This window comes from Mycobacterium sp. (assembly GCF_035640695.1).
GTDB lineage: Bacteria > Actinomycetota > Actinomycetes > Mycobacteriales > Mycobacteriaceae > Mycobacterium.
Genome location: NZ_DASQVQ010000052.1, coordinates 1 through 13,014, shown reverse-complemented (window position 1 = coordinate 13,014; position 13,014 = coordinate 1). Strand labels below are relative to the sequence as shown.

The 13,014-nt window shown below is 63.4% G+C and carries 13 protein-coding genes and 3 pseudogenes; 8 read left to right on the top strand and 8 right to left on the bottom strand.

Annotation, left to right across the window (positions count from 1 at the left end; translation table 11 throughout):
- The 4 genes and pseudogenes from VE759_RS06295 to VE759_RS06280 form a co-directional block, all read left to right on the top strand.
- Positions 1-1,322 (top strand): GAF domain-containing sensor histidine kinase (locus VE759_RS06295; RefSeq protein WP_324929281.1); only part of this gene is annotated, 1,322 nt, incomplete at its 5' end.
- Between the two features lie 454 nt (positions 1,323-1,776).
- A pseudogene (locus VE759_RS06290) lies at positions 1,777-2,064 on the top strand (molybdopterin cofactor-binding domain-containing protein); the annotation flags it as partial.
- A gap of 54 nt (positions 2,065-2,118) precedes the next feature.
- Positions 2,119-3,201 carry a hypothetical protein gene (locus VE759_RS06285; protein ID WP_324929280.1) on the top strand — a complete coding sequence of 361 codons (1,083 nt, stop codon included), beginning with the start codon at positions 2,119-2,121 and terminating at the stop codon, positions 3,199-3,201.
- A 28-nt stretch (positions 3,202-3,229) separates the two neighbouring features.
- Entirely contained in the window at positions 3,230-3,706 is a 477-nt protein-coding gene (locus VE759_RS06280) for a nucleoside deaminase (RefSeq protein ID WP_324929287.1), read from the top strand.
- A 96-nt stretch (positions 3,707-3,802) separates the two neighbouring features.
- Here VE759_RS06280 and VE759_RS06275 read toward each other — a convergent pair whose 3' ends face one another.
- Positions 3,803-4,471, bottom strand: a complete 669-nt coding sequence (locus tag VE759_RS06275) for a helix-turn-helix domain-containing protein (RefSeq protein WP_324929278.1) — start codon at positions 4,469-4,471, stop codon at positions 3,803-3,805.
- A 73-nt stretch (positions 4,472-4,544) separates the two neighbouring features.
- Between VE759_RS06275 and VE759_RS06270 the strand changes: the two genes are divergently transcribed.
- Both VE759_RS06270 and VE759_RS06265 read left to right on the top strand, forming a co-directional pair.
- Entirely contained in the window at positions 4,545-5,570 is a 1,026-nt protein-coding gene (locus VE759_RS06270; RefSeq protein WP_324929276.1) for a hypothetical protein, read from the top strand.
- Positions 5,571-5,591: 21 nt separating this feature from the next.
- Positions 5,592-6,761 carry a hemerythrin domain-containing protein gene (locus VE759_RS06265; RefSeq protein WP_324929274.1) on the top strand — a complete coding sequence of 390 codons (1,170 nt, stop codon included), beginning with the start codon at positions 5,592-5,594 and terminating at the stop codon, positions 6,759-6,761.
- 27 nt (positions 6,762-6,788) lie between these two features.
- On the opposite strand, the pseudogene VE759_RS06260 reads toward VE759_RS06265, so the two are convergent.
- Positions 6,789-7,365, bottom strand: a pseudogene (locus tag VE759_RS06260) (ATP-binding protein); the annotation flags it as partial.
- Between the two features lie 318 nt (positions 7,366-7,683).
- On the opposite strand from VE759_RS06260, the gene VE759_RS06255 reads away from it, so the two are divergent.
- The gene (locus VE759_RS06255) at positions 7,684-7,974 is read left to right on the top strand and encodes a hypothetical protein (protein WP_324929272.1); all 291 of its coding nucleotides are present in this window, start codon (positions 7,684-7,686) and stop codon (positions 7,972-7,974) included.
- Between the two features lie 490 nt (positions 7,975-8,464).
- Here VE759_RS06255 and VE759_RS06250 read toward each other — a convergent pair whose 3' ends face one another.
- The 6 genes from VE759_RS06250 to VE759_RS06225 form a co-directional block, all read right to left on the bottom strand.
- A complete protein-coding gene (locus VE759_RS06250; protein WP_324929285.1) occupies positions 8,465-8,941 on the bottom strand; it encodes a polyketide cyclase in 477 nt (158 codons plus the stop codon).
- 169 nt (positions 8,942-9,110) lie between these two features.
- A complete protein-coding gene (locus tag VE759_RS06245; protein WP_414687843.1) occupies positions 9,111-9,860 on the bottom strand; it encodes a TIGR02206 family membrane protein in 750 nt (249 codons plus the stop codon).
- Positions 9,861-10,282: 422 nt separating this feature from the next.
- Complete coding sequence (locus VE759_RS06240) at positions 10,283-10,780, bottom strand: hypothetical protein (protein ID WP_324929270.1); 498 nt, start codon at positions 10,778-10,780, stop codon at positions 10,283-10,285.
- Between the two features lie 215 nt (positions 10,781-10,995).
- Complete coding sequence (locus VE759_RS06235) at positions 10,996-11,550, bottom strand: hypothetical protein (protein WP_324929268.1); 555 nt, start codon at positions 11,548-11,550, stop codon at positions 10,996-10,998.
- Positions 11,547-12,134: a hypothetical protein gene (locus VE759_RS06230; RefSeq protein WP_324929266.1), complete on the bottom strand. Its 588-nt coding sequence runs from the start codon at positions 12,132-12,134 to the stop codon at positions 11,547-11,549. The genes VE759_RS06235 and VE759_RS06230 overlap by 4 nt, the downstream gene beginning before the upstream one ends.
- A gap of 157 nt (positions 12,135-12,291) precedes the next feature.
- The gene (locus VE759_RS06225) at positions 12,292-12,447 is read right to left on the bottom strand and encodes a DUF6131 family protein (RefSeq protein WP_324929265.1); all 156 of its coding nucleotides are present in this window, start codon (positions 12,445-12,447) and stop codon (positions 12,292-12,294) included.
- Positions 12,448-12,582: 135 nt separating this feature from the next.
- On the opposite strand from VE759_RS06225, the pseudogene VE759_RS06220 reads away from it, so the two are divergent.
- Positions 12,583-13,014, top strand: a pseudogene (locus VE759_RS06220) (DNA-binding response regulator); the annotation flags it as partial.

Below are 13,014 nucleotides of genomic sequence, written 5' to 3'. Positions count from 1 at the left end.
TCGCCGAACACCTGCGCGCGCTGGGCATTCAATCGATGGTGGGGGTGCCGATCATCGTGGGGGGCCAGGTGTGGGGCACGGCCACCACCGGATCGATCGGACCTGAGCCAGTGCCGCCCGACACCGAGGCCCGCATCAGCGACTTCGCCGATCTGGTCGCCACCGCCATCGCCAACGCTGCCACGCGCCACCAGCTCGGTGAGCTCGCCAGGCAGCAGGCCGCGCTGCGGCGGGTGGCTACCTTGGTGGCCCGCGGGGTGGATCCCAGTGAGCTGTTCAAAGCAGTGGCCCAGGAAATGACGCACTGCATAGGTGCCGAACTGACGGCGGTGTGGCGGTACGAACCCGACGGTTATGCCAGTCTTCTCGCCACCAACCCCGACCCCGATCCACGTGCGCCGGTCGGCCTTCGCGTGCCCCTGAAGGGCGAGAACCTCCTCGCGAAGGTATTGAACAACGGCCGACCGGCCCGGCAGGACAGCATCGAGATCGGCCACGCGACCGGTCCGGCCGTTGCACGCGTCCGGGAGATCGGCATTCATAACGCGATCGGCGCCCCCATCGTCGTCGACGGGCGCGTGTGGGGAATGGCCGGCATCGGCTCCAGCGCGCCCGAGCCGCCGCCGCCGGACACCGAGGAGCGCCTCGGCGACTTCGCCGATCTGGTCGCCACCGCGATCGCCAACGCCGCCACCCGCGACGAGCTGATCGCGTCCCGCGCGAGGATCGTGGCAGCCGCCGATGACGCCCGACGCCGGATCGAACGCGACCTGCACGACGGGGCCCAACAGCGGCTGGTGTCACTGGGGTTACAGCTGCGCCTGGCGCAGGATTCCGTGCCGCCCGATCGGCACGACCTTCGGGAGCAACTGTCGGGCGTCGTGTCGGGATTGACCGGTGTTTCGGCGGAACTGCAGCAGATTTCGCGCGGGATTCATCCGGCGATTCTGTCCGAAGGCGGGCTCGCTGCCGCGCTGAGGAATCTGGCCCGCCGCTGCCCGGTTCCGGTAACGCTCGAGGTTGCTGTCGAGCGCCGCGTACCCGAAACCGTCGAGGTCGCCGCCTATTACGTGGTGGCCGAGGCCCTCACCAACACCGCCAAGTACGCCCACGCCTCCCAGGTGAAGGTGTGCGCAAGAACCTCTGGCACCAGGCTTGAACTGTTGATTCATGATGACGGCATCGGTGGAGCCGATACCCGCAAGGGATCAGGGCTCATCGGACTGAAAGACCGTGTCGAAGTGCTCGACGGCGATATGCAGATCACCAGCCCGCCCGGACGCGGGACGGTGCTACACATCGCCATCCCAGTTGAGCCATGACTTTGAAGCGCCGACGTTGGGCCGCAATACGTTTGATATTTCGAGCGGTCCGCCGCCGTTGAAGCCCTGACGACAAAGGCCTTGAGAAGGTCGGATTGCTCGGACGGCATCGTCGACCGGCCACAGCATCACGTTGCAGCTCGAACGCAGGGACACAGGTTAGCTGTAGGCCCCAGTGCGGTCGTTGAGCAAATCTAGAACATTTTCTGAATATCTGCCGCGCCGGTCCAGCGACGAGTCGGCGCGCGTCCGATTACATCGCTTTCCGGCTTCCTAAGCTCACAGCTATACCACAGCGAATAATGATGATCGAGTCCCATATTGCTCCGCAAACTGACATCGCCGCATATAGTCTTTCCTCGGTACCCACCTTGTGGAGAGGGGTCGAGGTGGATCTGAGCACGATCGTCGAGCTTGTTCGACGGCCATCCCAGCGACCGGGAACCCAGTGGCGTCAGCGGACATCCGCATCCTCGACAGCGTCCACGCGCCCGACGCCGGTGTGGTGATCAATCCGGTGCAGGTGCGTCGTCAGCTCGAAGTCGCTGTGGCACAAGGGATCCGCTTCCTCCTCACCGAAAATTACCACGTCGAAATTCCGCGCACCGAAGTGCTTCTCGTCGACTCGGCCGACGCTGTCGGGCCGACGCGCACGAAGGGCATCGCCGAGAGTTGCGTCAACCCCGTGGCGCCGGCGCTGGCGAACGCCGTCTACGCACGGTTTCGGGAGCCACAAAGCTGAGCGCCGCCAACCCGTAACGACACAGGACACGCCCTAACGGAAGGAATGACGTCGATGGCCGAACCCATCAGCAACGCAATCCCGGATTTCATGCGCCCAGTCGTCCTCGATGGGCCGCCAGCCAGCGCGCGCGTCGTCGCCGAGCACGCGATCCTGGCCCTAAATGCGTCAATGATGCAGATCTACGACGCATCCCTCGCGGCGTTCAAGCAGAACATGCGCGAGCGGGTGCCCATCATTTTGGCGTTGTTCAGCGGCGAGGGCGGCCAGATGATCCTCTGCCGGCCCGGCCAGCCAGCCGAAGTGGCCCCGCCGGTGCCGATCGTTTATCAGCTCGCCAAGTCGGTGGGCCACAGCTCGATGGCCATCTACGAGATCGTGGCGCCGTATCTGTCTGATCCGTACACAAATCAACTGTGGCGAGCGCCGCTTCAGACGTACCGGACGCAGAACCAGACGGCCCTGGACAGTCTGGACGCTCTGGAGATTCCGGACGACGACCGCTCCGTGCTGCGCGGCATTTTGCAACGCAATCTCGCCTTCATGGACCAGTGCCTCACCACCGGCGGCTACGCCTATACGGACCTTGAGGAGTACATCCGCGGCACCACGCCGTTGTCGGTCAAGACGATCGGCCTCGCCTCGGCCACCCAGGTGGGCCACTGGATGTCAGTCCTCGAAAACTGGCAAGACGACCTGGGCGACGACTGGGAGCGCGCATACGCGGTCAGCAACACGATCTACGCGACGCGCCAGAACAACATTATCTTCACCATTCTCGCCCAATTCATGGGCACCGAGACGATGGGCGACCGGTTGTTGCTCATCGAGACGCCGGAGTTCGAGACCAGCGCCGACAAGCTGCTCGACTCGCTGGCCCGCATCATCGCCGACCGCTCCCTGAGCATGATCTTCTTCCGTGACTTCTTCCTGATGGACGTGGAGCTTCTTGGTGGCGGCGGCCAGGCGGCGATCGAGCGCGAGATGGCAAAACGGGGCCGGAAAGCGTTGCTGCCGACCCTCGCCCCGTTCCGGTCCAACGACTGGCCCTGGAAGACCGACCCGACCAAAGGAACTGGGCCGGCACGGCTGGAGGAAGTTCCAGGCTGCCCAGTACGCCCGGAGCCGGTCGGCTGACGTCGATTTCGAGGAGGCGCTCCGTGTGATGGATTTTGCGCAACGCACGATCGACATCGCTCGCGACAACGTAGCCGAGGGCGGGCTGCCGTTCGCGACTGTCATTGTCAAAGACGGTGAGATCCTCGCCGAAGCCACGAACCGCGTCGCTCAGACTCACGACCCGACAGCCCACGCGGAGATTCTCGCCATCCGCGAGGCGTGCCGAAAGCTGGCCACGGAGCATCTGATCCGAAGCACGATCTACGCCATTGCCCATCCGTGCCCGATGTGTCTGGGGGCGCTCTACAACTGCGAACCCGACGAGGTCGTCTTTCTTGTCACCCGCGAGGACTACGCGCCCTACCTCGTGGACGACCGGCACAAGTACTTCCAACCGAACAGTTTCTACGCTGAGTTCGCCAAGCCATGGGACCAGCGGAGGCTGCCCATGAGCTACCGGCCGCGCGCCGATGCCCTCGAAGCCTTCGTGCTCTGGGGGAAACACCACGGCGCGAAACGCTGAAGACCTGCCGAAGCCGTCACGGCCGATTCACCCCGGTAACTCCTCGCCCGCACGACCATCGACGGCGTCACCGTGAGCCTCGTCCCCTCGGCCGGGCTACTCGCGCAAGAGTTCCGGCCGTAGGAGCAGATGGGGCAACGCGTCGGCAAGCCACTGCTGGTAGCGATCCAGCGACCAACCCCAATCGACGGTAAGAATCGAATAGACATACGGCGAGAGCATCATCGCCATCGCATCGGTGGCTTCGTCCTCGGAGAGCCCGGGCCGCAGCGTGGTCCGCCAAGACTTCTCGACGATCACCGAGCAGTCGGCGCGGATCGCGCCCATCAGTCTTGTGCGCAGCTCCTGAAGAGCCGGATCGGTGGAGGCCGCCTGTTCCATCACCCGGATCAGAGGTGCCACCCGCTCATTGAGGGTGCGGATGAAGTGCGCAACCGCGGCACATTGCCGCAGTTCCCGGGTGCCGGACTTTTCGATGAGGCTCAGCGCCCGGTCGACCAGCGGGATGTCTTCATAGTCACCGACCAATGCGACGTCGATCGCGCGGGCCAGCACTCCGGCCTTGGAGCCGAACGTCGCGTAGACGGTTGGTGACGACACGTCGGCCGCAGCAGCGATCTGGTCGATCGAGGTGGCACCGAAACCCTGCTCAACTAATAGGTCCGTCGCCGCGTCGATGATCCTGCGCTGACGCGCCTCGGCGTCGGCGCGGCGACGACTGTTGTCGTACTTGCGGCGCCGGCCGGGCCGGGAAGTCGTTGACATTATCTGACCATGTCCCTATAGTTAACTCTATTCAATATGCATAGCTTTAATTAAGCATACTCCGGAGGTTGCCATGGCGACCATTCCCGACACCCAGGCCGCCTTGGACTGGCCCACCATCCGCGACCAGGCCGCCGCGTTTATCGCCACGGAATTCGCGTCGCTGGACCGCCGCGGTGCGCCCATCACCTGGCCGGTCACGCCGTATCTAGGCAGCAATGGGCGCAGCATCGATGTGGCTACTGGCCTCACCTACCCGCTCAAGGCCGAGCGGGCTCGCCGCAATCCCAAAGTGTCGCTATCGTTTTCGCAGCCACTCGGCTCCGGGCTTGCCGAGCCCGCGACATTCGTGATCCATGGCCTGGCCACCGTGCGCGACGCCGACCTGGGTGCCAATTCCGTCCGCTATCTGGCCGAAGTCGCCGCGCGTTTACCGGAAGCCTTCGACAGCATCCCCACTGCCATGCTGCGTCGGATGGCGTGGTACTGGGTCCGCATCTGGATTGAGGTCACTCCGGCGCGGGTGCTGTGGTGGCCGGGCGGGAATCTCGACCAGCCCCCGCAGCTCTGGCAGCCGCAGACCCCGCCCACCGCGGCGCCGTCGGATCCCGCGCCGGTCGGACGCGGCGCCGGGTCCTGGAACACCCGCGCACCGGCGGACTGGCGGGTGCGGATACGCGGTGCGCTCGACCGGCTCGGCATGCCGGTGCTGACCAGCGTCACACCCGACGGCTGGCCGCTGCCACTGCGCGTGCGGGACGCCGAGCAGATCCCCAGCGGCTTCCGGATGCGCCCACCCGCTGGCATCGAACTCGTCGATGGCCCAGCCTGCCTGACGTTCCATACACATGGGCCAGCCTTCGAAAGCCAAGAAAACACTACCGTGACGGGGCACTGCCGCAATGTCGGTGAATACATCGAGTTCAAGGCGGAGCGAGCGCTCAACGACTTCATCCTTCCGTCCAACCCGCTGCGGCGGGCCGTGTACCTGATGTCGGCGGGTCGGCGGCTGCGGCGGCGGCTGGGCTCCGAGGCGCGGCGACGCGGGCAGCGGGTACCGCGATTCGACGAACTCGGCTTCACTAGAAGCAAGCGCTAGAAGGGCAAGGACGCACGACCAATGACAGCCGACACCCAGCCCGCGGATACCCGGATGATGGGCATCGTCCACAACGCGTTGCGCCGCGACATCGCTCGCGCGGAGTCGGCGCTGACGCACTGGCCCTATCCCGACCCCAGCCAGCGCGCCGCAATAGGCAAGCATCTGGTGTGGATGATGCAGTTCTTGCACGGCCACCATCGAACCGAGGACGACGGTCTGTATCCGCTTGTGCGGCAACGTGTCCCACAGGCAGCTCAGATTCTCGACGCGATGGACGCCGACCACCACGCGTTGATGCCGGCGATCGACAAGCTCATCGACAAGGCCCGTTGCTACATCGAAGACCCATCTGCGCGAATCGAATTGGTCACCGCGCTGAACGAGCTGGCGGCGGTGATGCTACCGCATTTGCAGCGCGAGGAGACCGAGATGCTGCCGGTCGTGTCGGCGGCGGTGACCAAGGCCGAATGGGATGCTATTGAACAGGCCTATGCCGTCAGTCCGCTGAAGCCGGCCGAGCTGGCCTTCACCGCGCTGTGGTTGTTCGACGAGGCCAGCGAGGAGGACCGTGCGGTGGTCCGATCGGTGGTGCCCAAGCCGGTCGCATGGGCGATCGAGACCTTCACGACCCGCAGCTATCAGCGGCGTGCATGGCGCTGCTGGTATCTGCCGCAGCACACCCGGCTGCGCCGGAAAACCAGTGGGCAGGTCAGCGTGGAGGTGGCCGCCCCGATTGAGGCGGTGTGGAAGGTGGTCGCCGATCCAGTGCGCACCCCGGAATTTAGCCACGAGTGCCGGCGGGTGAAGTTCCTCGCCGGTGCGACACCGGCGGCGCTGGGCCGGCGATTCCGCGGGACCAACCGCAGCGGACGGTATCGATGGTCGCGGACATGCACCGTCTTCACGTACGACGAGCCCCGCGAGTTCGGCTATATAACCTCCGGCGGTCCCGGTGATGCGACCGCCTGGCACTTCCGGCTCGAGCCCACTGCGGCTGGCACCCGGCTAAATCAGGCGTTCCAGGGCGTCTCGATGCCGCTGTGGTTATCCCGATTGGTCGCGGTGCTGATACCCGCACACGTCGACCGCACCGACGCACTGCGCGGGGACATGATGCGGCTGGCCGCGCTGGCCGAAGCGGAGCACCAACACGGCGCTGACCGGCCAGCAGCTGGGGCCCGCTGGTAGCGCCGGGGGCACCAGCAATCTGGGCAGTCAGCTTGCCGGGCGGGCGTTGCGGGCGTGGGCGAGCCGGTAGGAGGCGCTGCCGGTTTCGATGATCTGCCCGGCGAACGTCAGCCGGTCGAAAATGGCGGCGCACTAACGCGGGTCGGTGAATGTCTTTGTCCACGAATGTGAGGCTCGTTGGAGGCGATCGCGATGGCCGAGCGCTCCTCGCGTTCGGTGAGAACTTGGAACAGCAGTTCTGCGCCGCGGCGATCCAGCTGCACGTACCCCAGCTCGTCGACCAGGATCAGATCGACTCGGCCGTAGCGGTTGATCAGCTTGGTCAGCTGCTAGTCGTCGGCGGCTTCGACGAGTTCGTTGACTAGCTTGCGGGCCACGGTGTAGCGAACGCGGTAGCGGCTTCGGCGGCCAGGGTGCCCATCGCGATGAGCAGGTGGGTCTTGCCGGTGCCGAAGTCACCGATCAAACACAGCGGGTGTCCAGACTTGCCCCATGCGCAGGTCGCCAGCTGGCCGATGACCGCAGGATCGATGGCCGGGTTGGCCTCAAAGGAGAACTCCTCCAACCGTTTTGGCCGCGGGAAGCCGGCGATGCAGCCTCGCCGACTCATCCATGACCTGTCACCATCCATGTGTAGTCAGGTTGGCTATGTGTCATCGGCCCAGGTGCGGCATCCACAATCGTGCCACCAGCCGCGTCGAGACATTCGTAGAACCGTACAACTGGAAATGTTCAAAGTCAGCGAACACGTAGCGCCGGCGGCCGCGCAACGGGCTGAACCGCTCGACCCCCAGTCGGCTGGAGAAGGTTTGGAGCCTACTTGCAACCCAATGTGAACTTGCTTGTAGCCCGTTGTCGGCGTGAGTTCCGGGGGATCCTTGGAAAATAGGCCACAGTAGCCTCGGCGTCAGGAGGACCCGCCATGTCGGTCAAGTCGCGATATTTCGCACTATTCGTTTCTGCGGGGGCCACCGCATCGATTGCCGTCGCGCCGATCGCCGTTGCGGGATCAGGAGTTTTGCCGCAAGCAGGCTCCGAAAACGCACGCGACACCCTCAATGACCTAGCAGCCCAGGGCTACGACGTCCGGATCAACTGGGTCACCGGTTATCCTCGCGTCTCCTTGGACCAGTGCTGGGTCAACAACATCAACACAGCAGACGCTACGGGCACCCTCCGCACCGTTTACGTCGACATAGGGTGCCCGAAATAGGGCGTTGCGCATTGCGCGATTGATCATGGCGGGGTCTGTTGCTGGATCGGACAAACGTCTTCTGCCTAGGCCCGTCAGCGGCGGGCAGGGGGCTTGGTTCTTCTTCTCGGCATCACGGCGTGGTCGGAACGCTGAAGATAGCCAGGACCGCGGAAGGAACGGCGCTGCGCGCACTATCCGAGCGATTTTCCAACCTTCGCCTCAGCGCACAGCCCGCACGGCACAGGCTGGTCCCGTGGTAGGACATGCAGCATTACCGGCAGACCGCTGCAAATTCCCTAACATGTTGCGGCACAACGCTCCACATTGGTGCCGCGCGTGAGGGTCGATCTCATGACACGCCCCACAGGGCTTGTCTATCTTCCCGGCTTTGCGGCATCGATGCCTCAATGCTTTTGAGGCCTAAGTCAATTCAGCGGCACCAACATACCGCCCAACCGGCTGTTTCGAAGGTCGGCTACAAGCGCTCAGTCCCGAGGCTAATCGCCATCTACCTCGCAACGATCTCGGCCAGATGACTCAGCGAATTGTCGAGATGGTTTGAGTTGAAAGGTGGAAATTGAATGTGCTCCCGAACGTACTGCGGCACTGTCGACCAGTCGTAGGAAAGCTTGACCTGAGTTTCGGACTCGTCGAGGGTGCGGAGGTCGTAGCGCCAGACCCAACCGCCGAACTGAAGATTGCCGTCGCCGGCAACATCCTGACCCGGCTCCCAGGCGATGGCGTGAGGCGGGTCGAACACCACAATTTTGTTCGCCATCTCATAGCTACCATTCGGGTGATTGTCGTGGTACATCGCCATCCGGAAGATCTGACCCACCCTCGTCAGGCGCCGCCCATCGATAGACTCGCGCACCCAGCCCGTGCCGTCGATCGCGGCATGAGTGGTTGGGTCCGCGAGGACCGCGAACACGTTCTCGGCTCGAGCCTTGATGGTGGCCGTAGCGTTGACAGTTTCGTTCGTCATCGCGGGACCAGTCTTGTTCGTCATCGTGCGAGTCTCCAATCCGTACAGCCATTGCCAGCTGCTTTCCCATGTGTCGACTGTCCGACGAAGCAAAATTCATCGATTCAATGTTTCGGGCGGTGTCGCTGGCCGCGCTTCGTGGTTCGGGTCGTCTCCCTGGGCCTGGCATTTACCGGAGTGTTTGTGGCGGTTCCTTAGCGCGTCGCCCTGTTCGCTCCCATGGCCAGGTCATCAAGGCCCACACGATGAGTATGAGCGTTGCCGCAGTCAGCAGGTACGCGGGCCATGGGCCCAGTACGTCCAGCAGGCTTGCGGTATGGGGTTTTCCGTTGAGGAAGCCGTAGTTGGTTCCGGCGATGCTGTTGAAAGTGAACGTTGCGGCCGCCCACACCAGGGTGACCATGATCGCGGTGCGGTAGCTGCGCCACCGAGGCCGCATCCCACGGCCCCACGTGAGGTAGATGGCTGCCCAGACGACGAGCAGGTGAATGGCCCAAAAGGCGAGAAACCCGTAGTTGGGGAAATCTGGACTGTTCAGAACCGGTGAGATCAACGCCTGTGTGCTCAGAGTCAGGCCCCAGTAGTACGTGAGTGCGAAGGGCCAGTGTCGCTGCGACCACAACGCGTAGGCCGCAGCGACGGTCGCGAGATCGGTCAGGCGCAGTGGCACCGACCTGCCGATGGTGGGCGGGATCAGTGAATAGACAAGCATCGAGCCGTAAGTCGCGGCAGTCAGCAGCGCAAGGATGCGGCCGAGGCGCCGAGCTTGCGATTCGGTCTGCGAGCGTCCGATCCAGACGAGAAGCGCAGAACCGATCGCGAACACAGCGATGACGACCCAGTACGACGGGCCGTACGCCGTGAACTGCCGTTGTGCAAGATCCGAGAACACCGCCGCGGCGCCGACAACAGCTAGCACGCCGGCCTCCCCTCGCGCCAATTTGTTTGAGTTACGGCAGATACATCGACCGGAATCCCGGAGAACCGGTCAATATAACTGTCGCATCGCGGGTACAGCGGCCGCTGTACGACGGATAAATTGGCCGAGCACAGCAGCCCTATCCTGGTCTGCGGACGGGTCTTTCGGCGTCTTGACGAGTCGCGTGTGTACGGATCCGCAGCGGCGCGCATGCTGATGTCGTGCACCACTCGCCAACCAGATGAGTCCGTCGCTCGGTGGGTGTCATCCACGACGATACCCGCGACGCCGGCCCCAGACCTCCTGTCGCCGACCGCGTTTCGATTGAGTCGGGTTCCTGTTTCGGCAATGTGCCCGATGCACATCGCGATCACCACCGGTTGCGGTGCCCGTCAAGATTGGGTTGCTGCATCGTTGGGTCTTTACTGGAGTTCCACCTCGAGGGCGACAATGAGCAGACCGAGAGCGGCGTTTAAGAGCCCAATCAAAATCATTCCGCGCACCGAAGACCCACTTCGGTAAGCGGCAAGAGTTCCGACGATTAATAGCAACACGACGTTGATGTACAGCGCTACCGTGTCATAGCCAACACTCAAACTGCCATCCGGATTGCGGCGCTCGGGCCGCCAGTGAAACATCGCCGCTAGCAGAAGAAACAGCAGCGTCGGCAGAGTTCCGAGGACGCGCGGCAGATCCTGCATAACGCCTCCGATGAGGTTACGGACATAGGCGAGCGCACCGTCATCGTGGCGGTTGGAGATATGGAATGCGTATGCATCGACGACCGTAACTAGGATTGCGCCCAGCAGAATCCATGCTGCTTCATTCAGTGGCTTGCCATTCTCCTGGGCGGCGAGCAGCAGGGTTGCCAGGAATATGCCTTTAATAGATTTCTTGAGGGCGTCCTTGGGCCACCTCATGAGTGCACCTTAGGGCGACCGGCTGATCTACATCCGGCTAATTGGTTACCTTGCCCGGCACATCATGGCGCCAGGGCTCCCCGGGAATGCGCCACGACTATGTCGTCGCCGCTGTTCTCCCAGCCCAGTCGGCGATTTCACGCAGCCATCCCTTGACGGACAGTCGGCCGGCAGCCACCAGTTGGCGCCGCCCGCCGCCGACTTTGCAAGTCTCCTCAGACCGCGAGCAACCTCTCGAAGAAGTCGCGATAGCGCCTCAGCGCGACGCGGAGGTTCTCCGTCGTAACCTCCTCGCCTCGAGCCCATTGCTCTTCCAGTCGCGAGCGGGTCTCGGCGAAGCCGGCGGTGAGCTGCTGGACGAGATCCGCGACGAGCCCGTCGGCCTTGTGGACAGACTCTCTGGGATCGTCGACAAAACGTGCCTGGACATCGGCCCAGCGCGATCGCAGGGCTGAAAGCTCACGCTCGCCGAACAGCGTTTCGTCTTGCGAAGTGCCGGTGCGCTGGGCTGAGGATTCCGCGCTCGTGGCTGGAGAATCGGACGCCGCGCCGGTGCTCGCCGTGGACGCCTCGGGGTGCTCGGTTGCATAGCGTGCATCGAGCGACTGGTCGGGCATCTCCGATGCCTCGCGATTTTCCATCGATGACCCGGTGGACGTGGTGCCGGAGGAAGTATCGGTCCTAGGCTCGCCTGCATCCATGTTTTGCGCTGCCGAGCGACTGCGTTCGGTGGATTCATTCGCCGTGGACGGATGCTGTGGTGACGTCATGCGGTCTCCTTCGGCTTGTTCGTTTCTCTTGCCGCGGCACGGTCTTCATGGGTTTCGAGCAATTCGTCGAAGAGCGCGCGGTAATGCACAAATGCCTCGCGCTGAGCCTCCGTGCCGACGCTGGTTTTCTCTTGGGACAGGAAGATCATGTGGGCAGTTCGGTAGTTCTCCGCGACGTGGGGGTGATCGACAGAAATGTCGGCCGCCCGTTGGTCGAAGTCGTCGACCGGGTAGCCACGCTCACGCATAACTTGTGCGACCAGCTTGTCCGCATCCCGTACGGCGCTCGCTGGATCGTCGACGAACGCCGTCTGCACCTTGCGCCAAGACGCGGCGTAGTTCTCCCGCGCCTCGGGCGAGAGCGCGACAATGTCGAGCTTGTTTCGCTTTCGTTCGCGGGCGGTGAGTTCCTTCTCCGCGGCCCGCTCTTGGCCGAAATGGTCCACAGTTCGCTCGTACTCCGGACCGAACCGGTCCTTGAGCCGCTCTGTTCGTCTGCGGCTGGCCGAGCGGACAGCAAGGACCGCCGCCAACGCGATGATTACGACAGCGACTGCAACGAGAATCCATCCCCAAGTAGGCATTTTCGGACCTCCTCATTCGTTTGGGGACCTTCGATCCGGATACCCGAACCCGTCCTCTAGAAACAACGACTGCGGCTTCAGCCGACGAGCTCGCGGGCACACAGCTCGGTTAAGAACTACGGGAACGCCCCGACCAGACAGGACGGCGGATTCACCGCTAGAAGTAGTGGCGGCGCCCACCGACGCTGCGTCCCGCTGCTCCCAAGAGGGCCAAAATCAGGCCGATAACCAACACAACGATGCCGATGGTCCACAGAATCGAAATCTTGAGCAGGAATCCGGCAATCAACAGGATGATTCCCAAGATGATCATGGCGGTCAGCCTTTCTCTAGGTCGCGCCGACGGCTCGCTTGGACCGGGACGTATCGGACGGTTTACCCGACGCCTACAGATTCAATCAGCCTGAAAGGGTGTCTGATACACCCCTAGGGAGGTAATCTGCGGCGCGTGGTACAGCGCCCGAAGACTCCGATCACCGTCGCACTCGTCGACGACTACGACGTGGTAGTCAGGGGCGTGGCGAACATGTTCGACCAATACTCCGACCGCGTCATGATCGCCGAGCTCGACTCGAATGAGCCCGTTGTCGATGCAGTCGACATCGCTTTGTATGACTCCTTCGCTCAACCGGAGTCGGATCACGACGAGATTGCTGCTTTGGTTGCCAATCGGCGCGCACGCCGAGTTGTCGTGTACACCTGGAATTTCCATCCCGAGCTTGTCCGTGGTGCCCAGCGACTGGGCGTGCACGGATATTTATCTAAGACCCTGCCGGCGCGGGAGTTAGTGGCCGCACTGGAGGCCATTCACGCCGGTGAAACGGTCATAAGCAGCGCTCCGGGGCGCCGGCGAAGCCCCGTCGGGCTGGATTGGCCCGGC

What these genes read in the sequence shown, in the direction of transcription:
- VE759_RS06270 (WP_324929276.1), top strand. Translation starts at nt 4,545, where the DNA reads ATGGCGACCATTCCCGACACCCAGGCCGCCTTGGACTGGCCCACCATC.
- VE759_RS06235 (WP_324929268.1), bottom strand. Translation starts at nt 11,550, where the DNA reads ATGACGTCACCACAGCATCCGTCCACGGCGAATGAATCCACCGAACGC.
- VE759_RS06250 (WP_324929285.1), bottom strand. Translation starts at nt 8,941, where the DNA reads ATGACGAACGAAACTGTCAACGCTACGGCCACCATCAAGGCTCGAGCC.
- VE759_RS06255 (WP_324929272.1), top strand. Translation starts at nt 7,684, where the DNA reads ATGTCGGTCAAGTCGCGATATTTCGCACTATTCGTTTCTGCGGGGGCC.
- VE759_RS06240 (WP_324929270.1), bottom strand. Translation starts at nt 10,780, where the DNA reads ATGAGGTGGCCCAAGGACGCCCTCAAGAAATCTATTAAAGGCATATTC.
- VE759_RS06230 (WP_324929266.1), bottom strand. Translation starts at nt 12,134, where the DNA reads ATGCCTACTTGGGGATGGATTCTCGTTGCAGTCGCTGTCGTAATCATC.
- VE759_RS06275 (WP_324929278.1), bottom strand. Translation starts at nt 4,471, where the DNA reads ATGTCAACGACTTCCCGGCCCGGCCGGCGCCGCAAGTACGACAACAGT.
- VE759_RS06285 (WP_324929280.1), top strand. Translation starts at nt 2,119, where the DNA reads ATGGCCGAACCCATCAGCAACGCAATCCCGGATTTCATGCGCCCAGTC.
- VE759_RS06225 (WP_324929265.1), bottom strand. Translation starts at nt 12,447, where the DNA reads ATGATCATCTTGGGAATCATCCTGTTGATTGCCGGATTCCTGCTCAAG.
- VE759_RS06265 (WP_324929274.1), top strand. Translation starts at nt 5,592, where the DNA reads ATGACAGCCGACACCCAGCCCGCGGATACCCGGATGATGGGCATCGTC.
- VE759_RS06280 (WP_324929287.1), top strand. Translation starts at nt 3,230, where the DNA reads ATGGATTTTGCGCAACGCACGATCGACATCGCTCGCGACAACGTAGCC.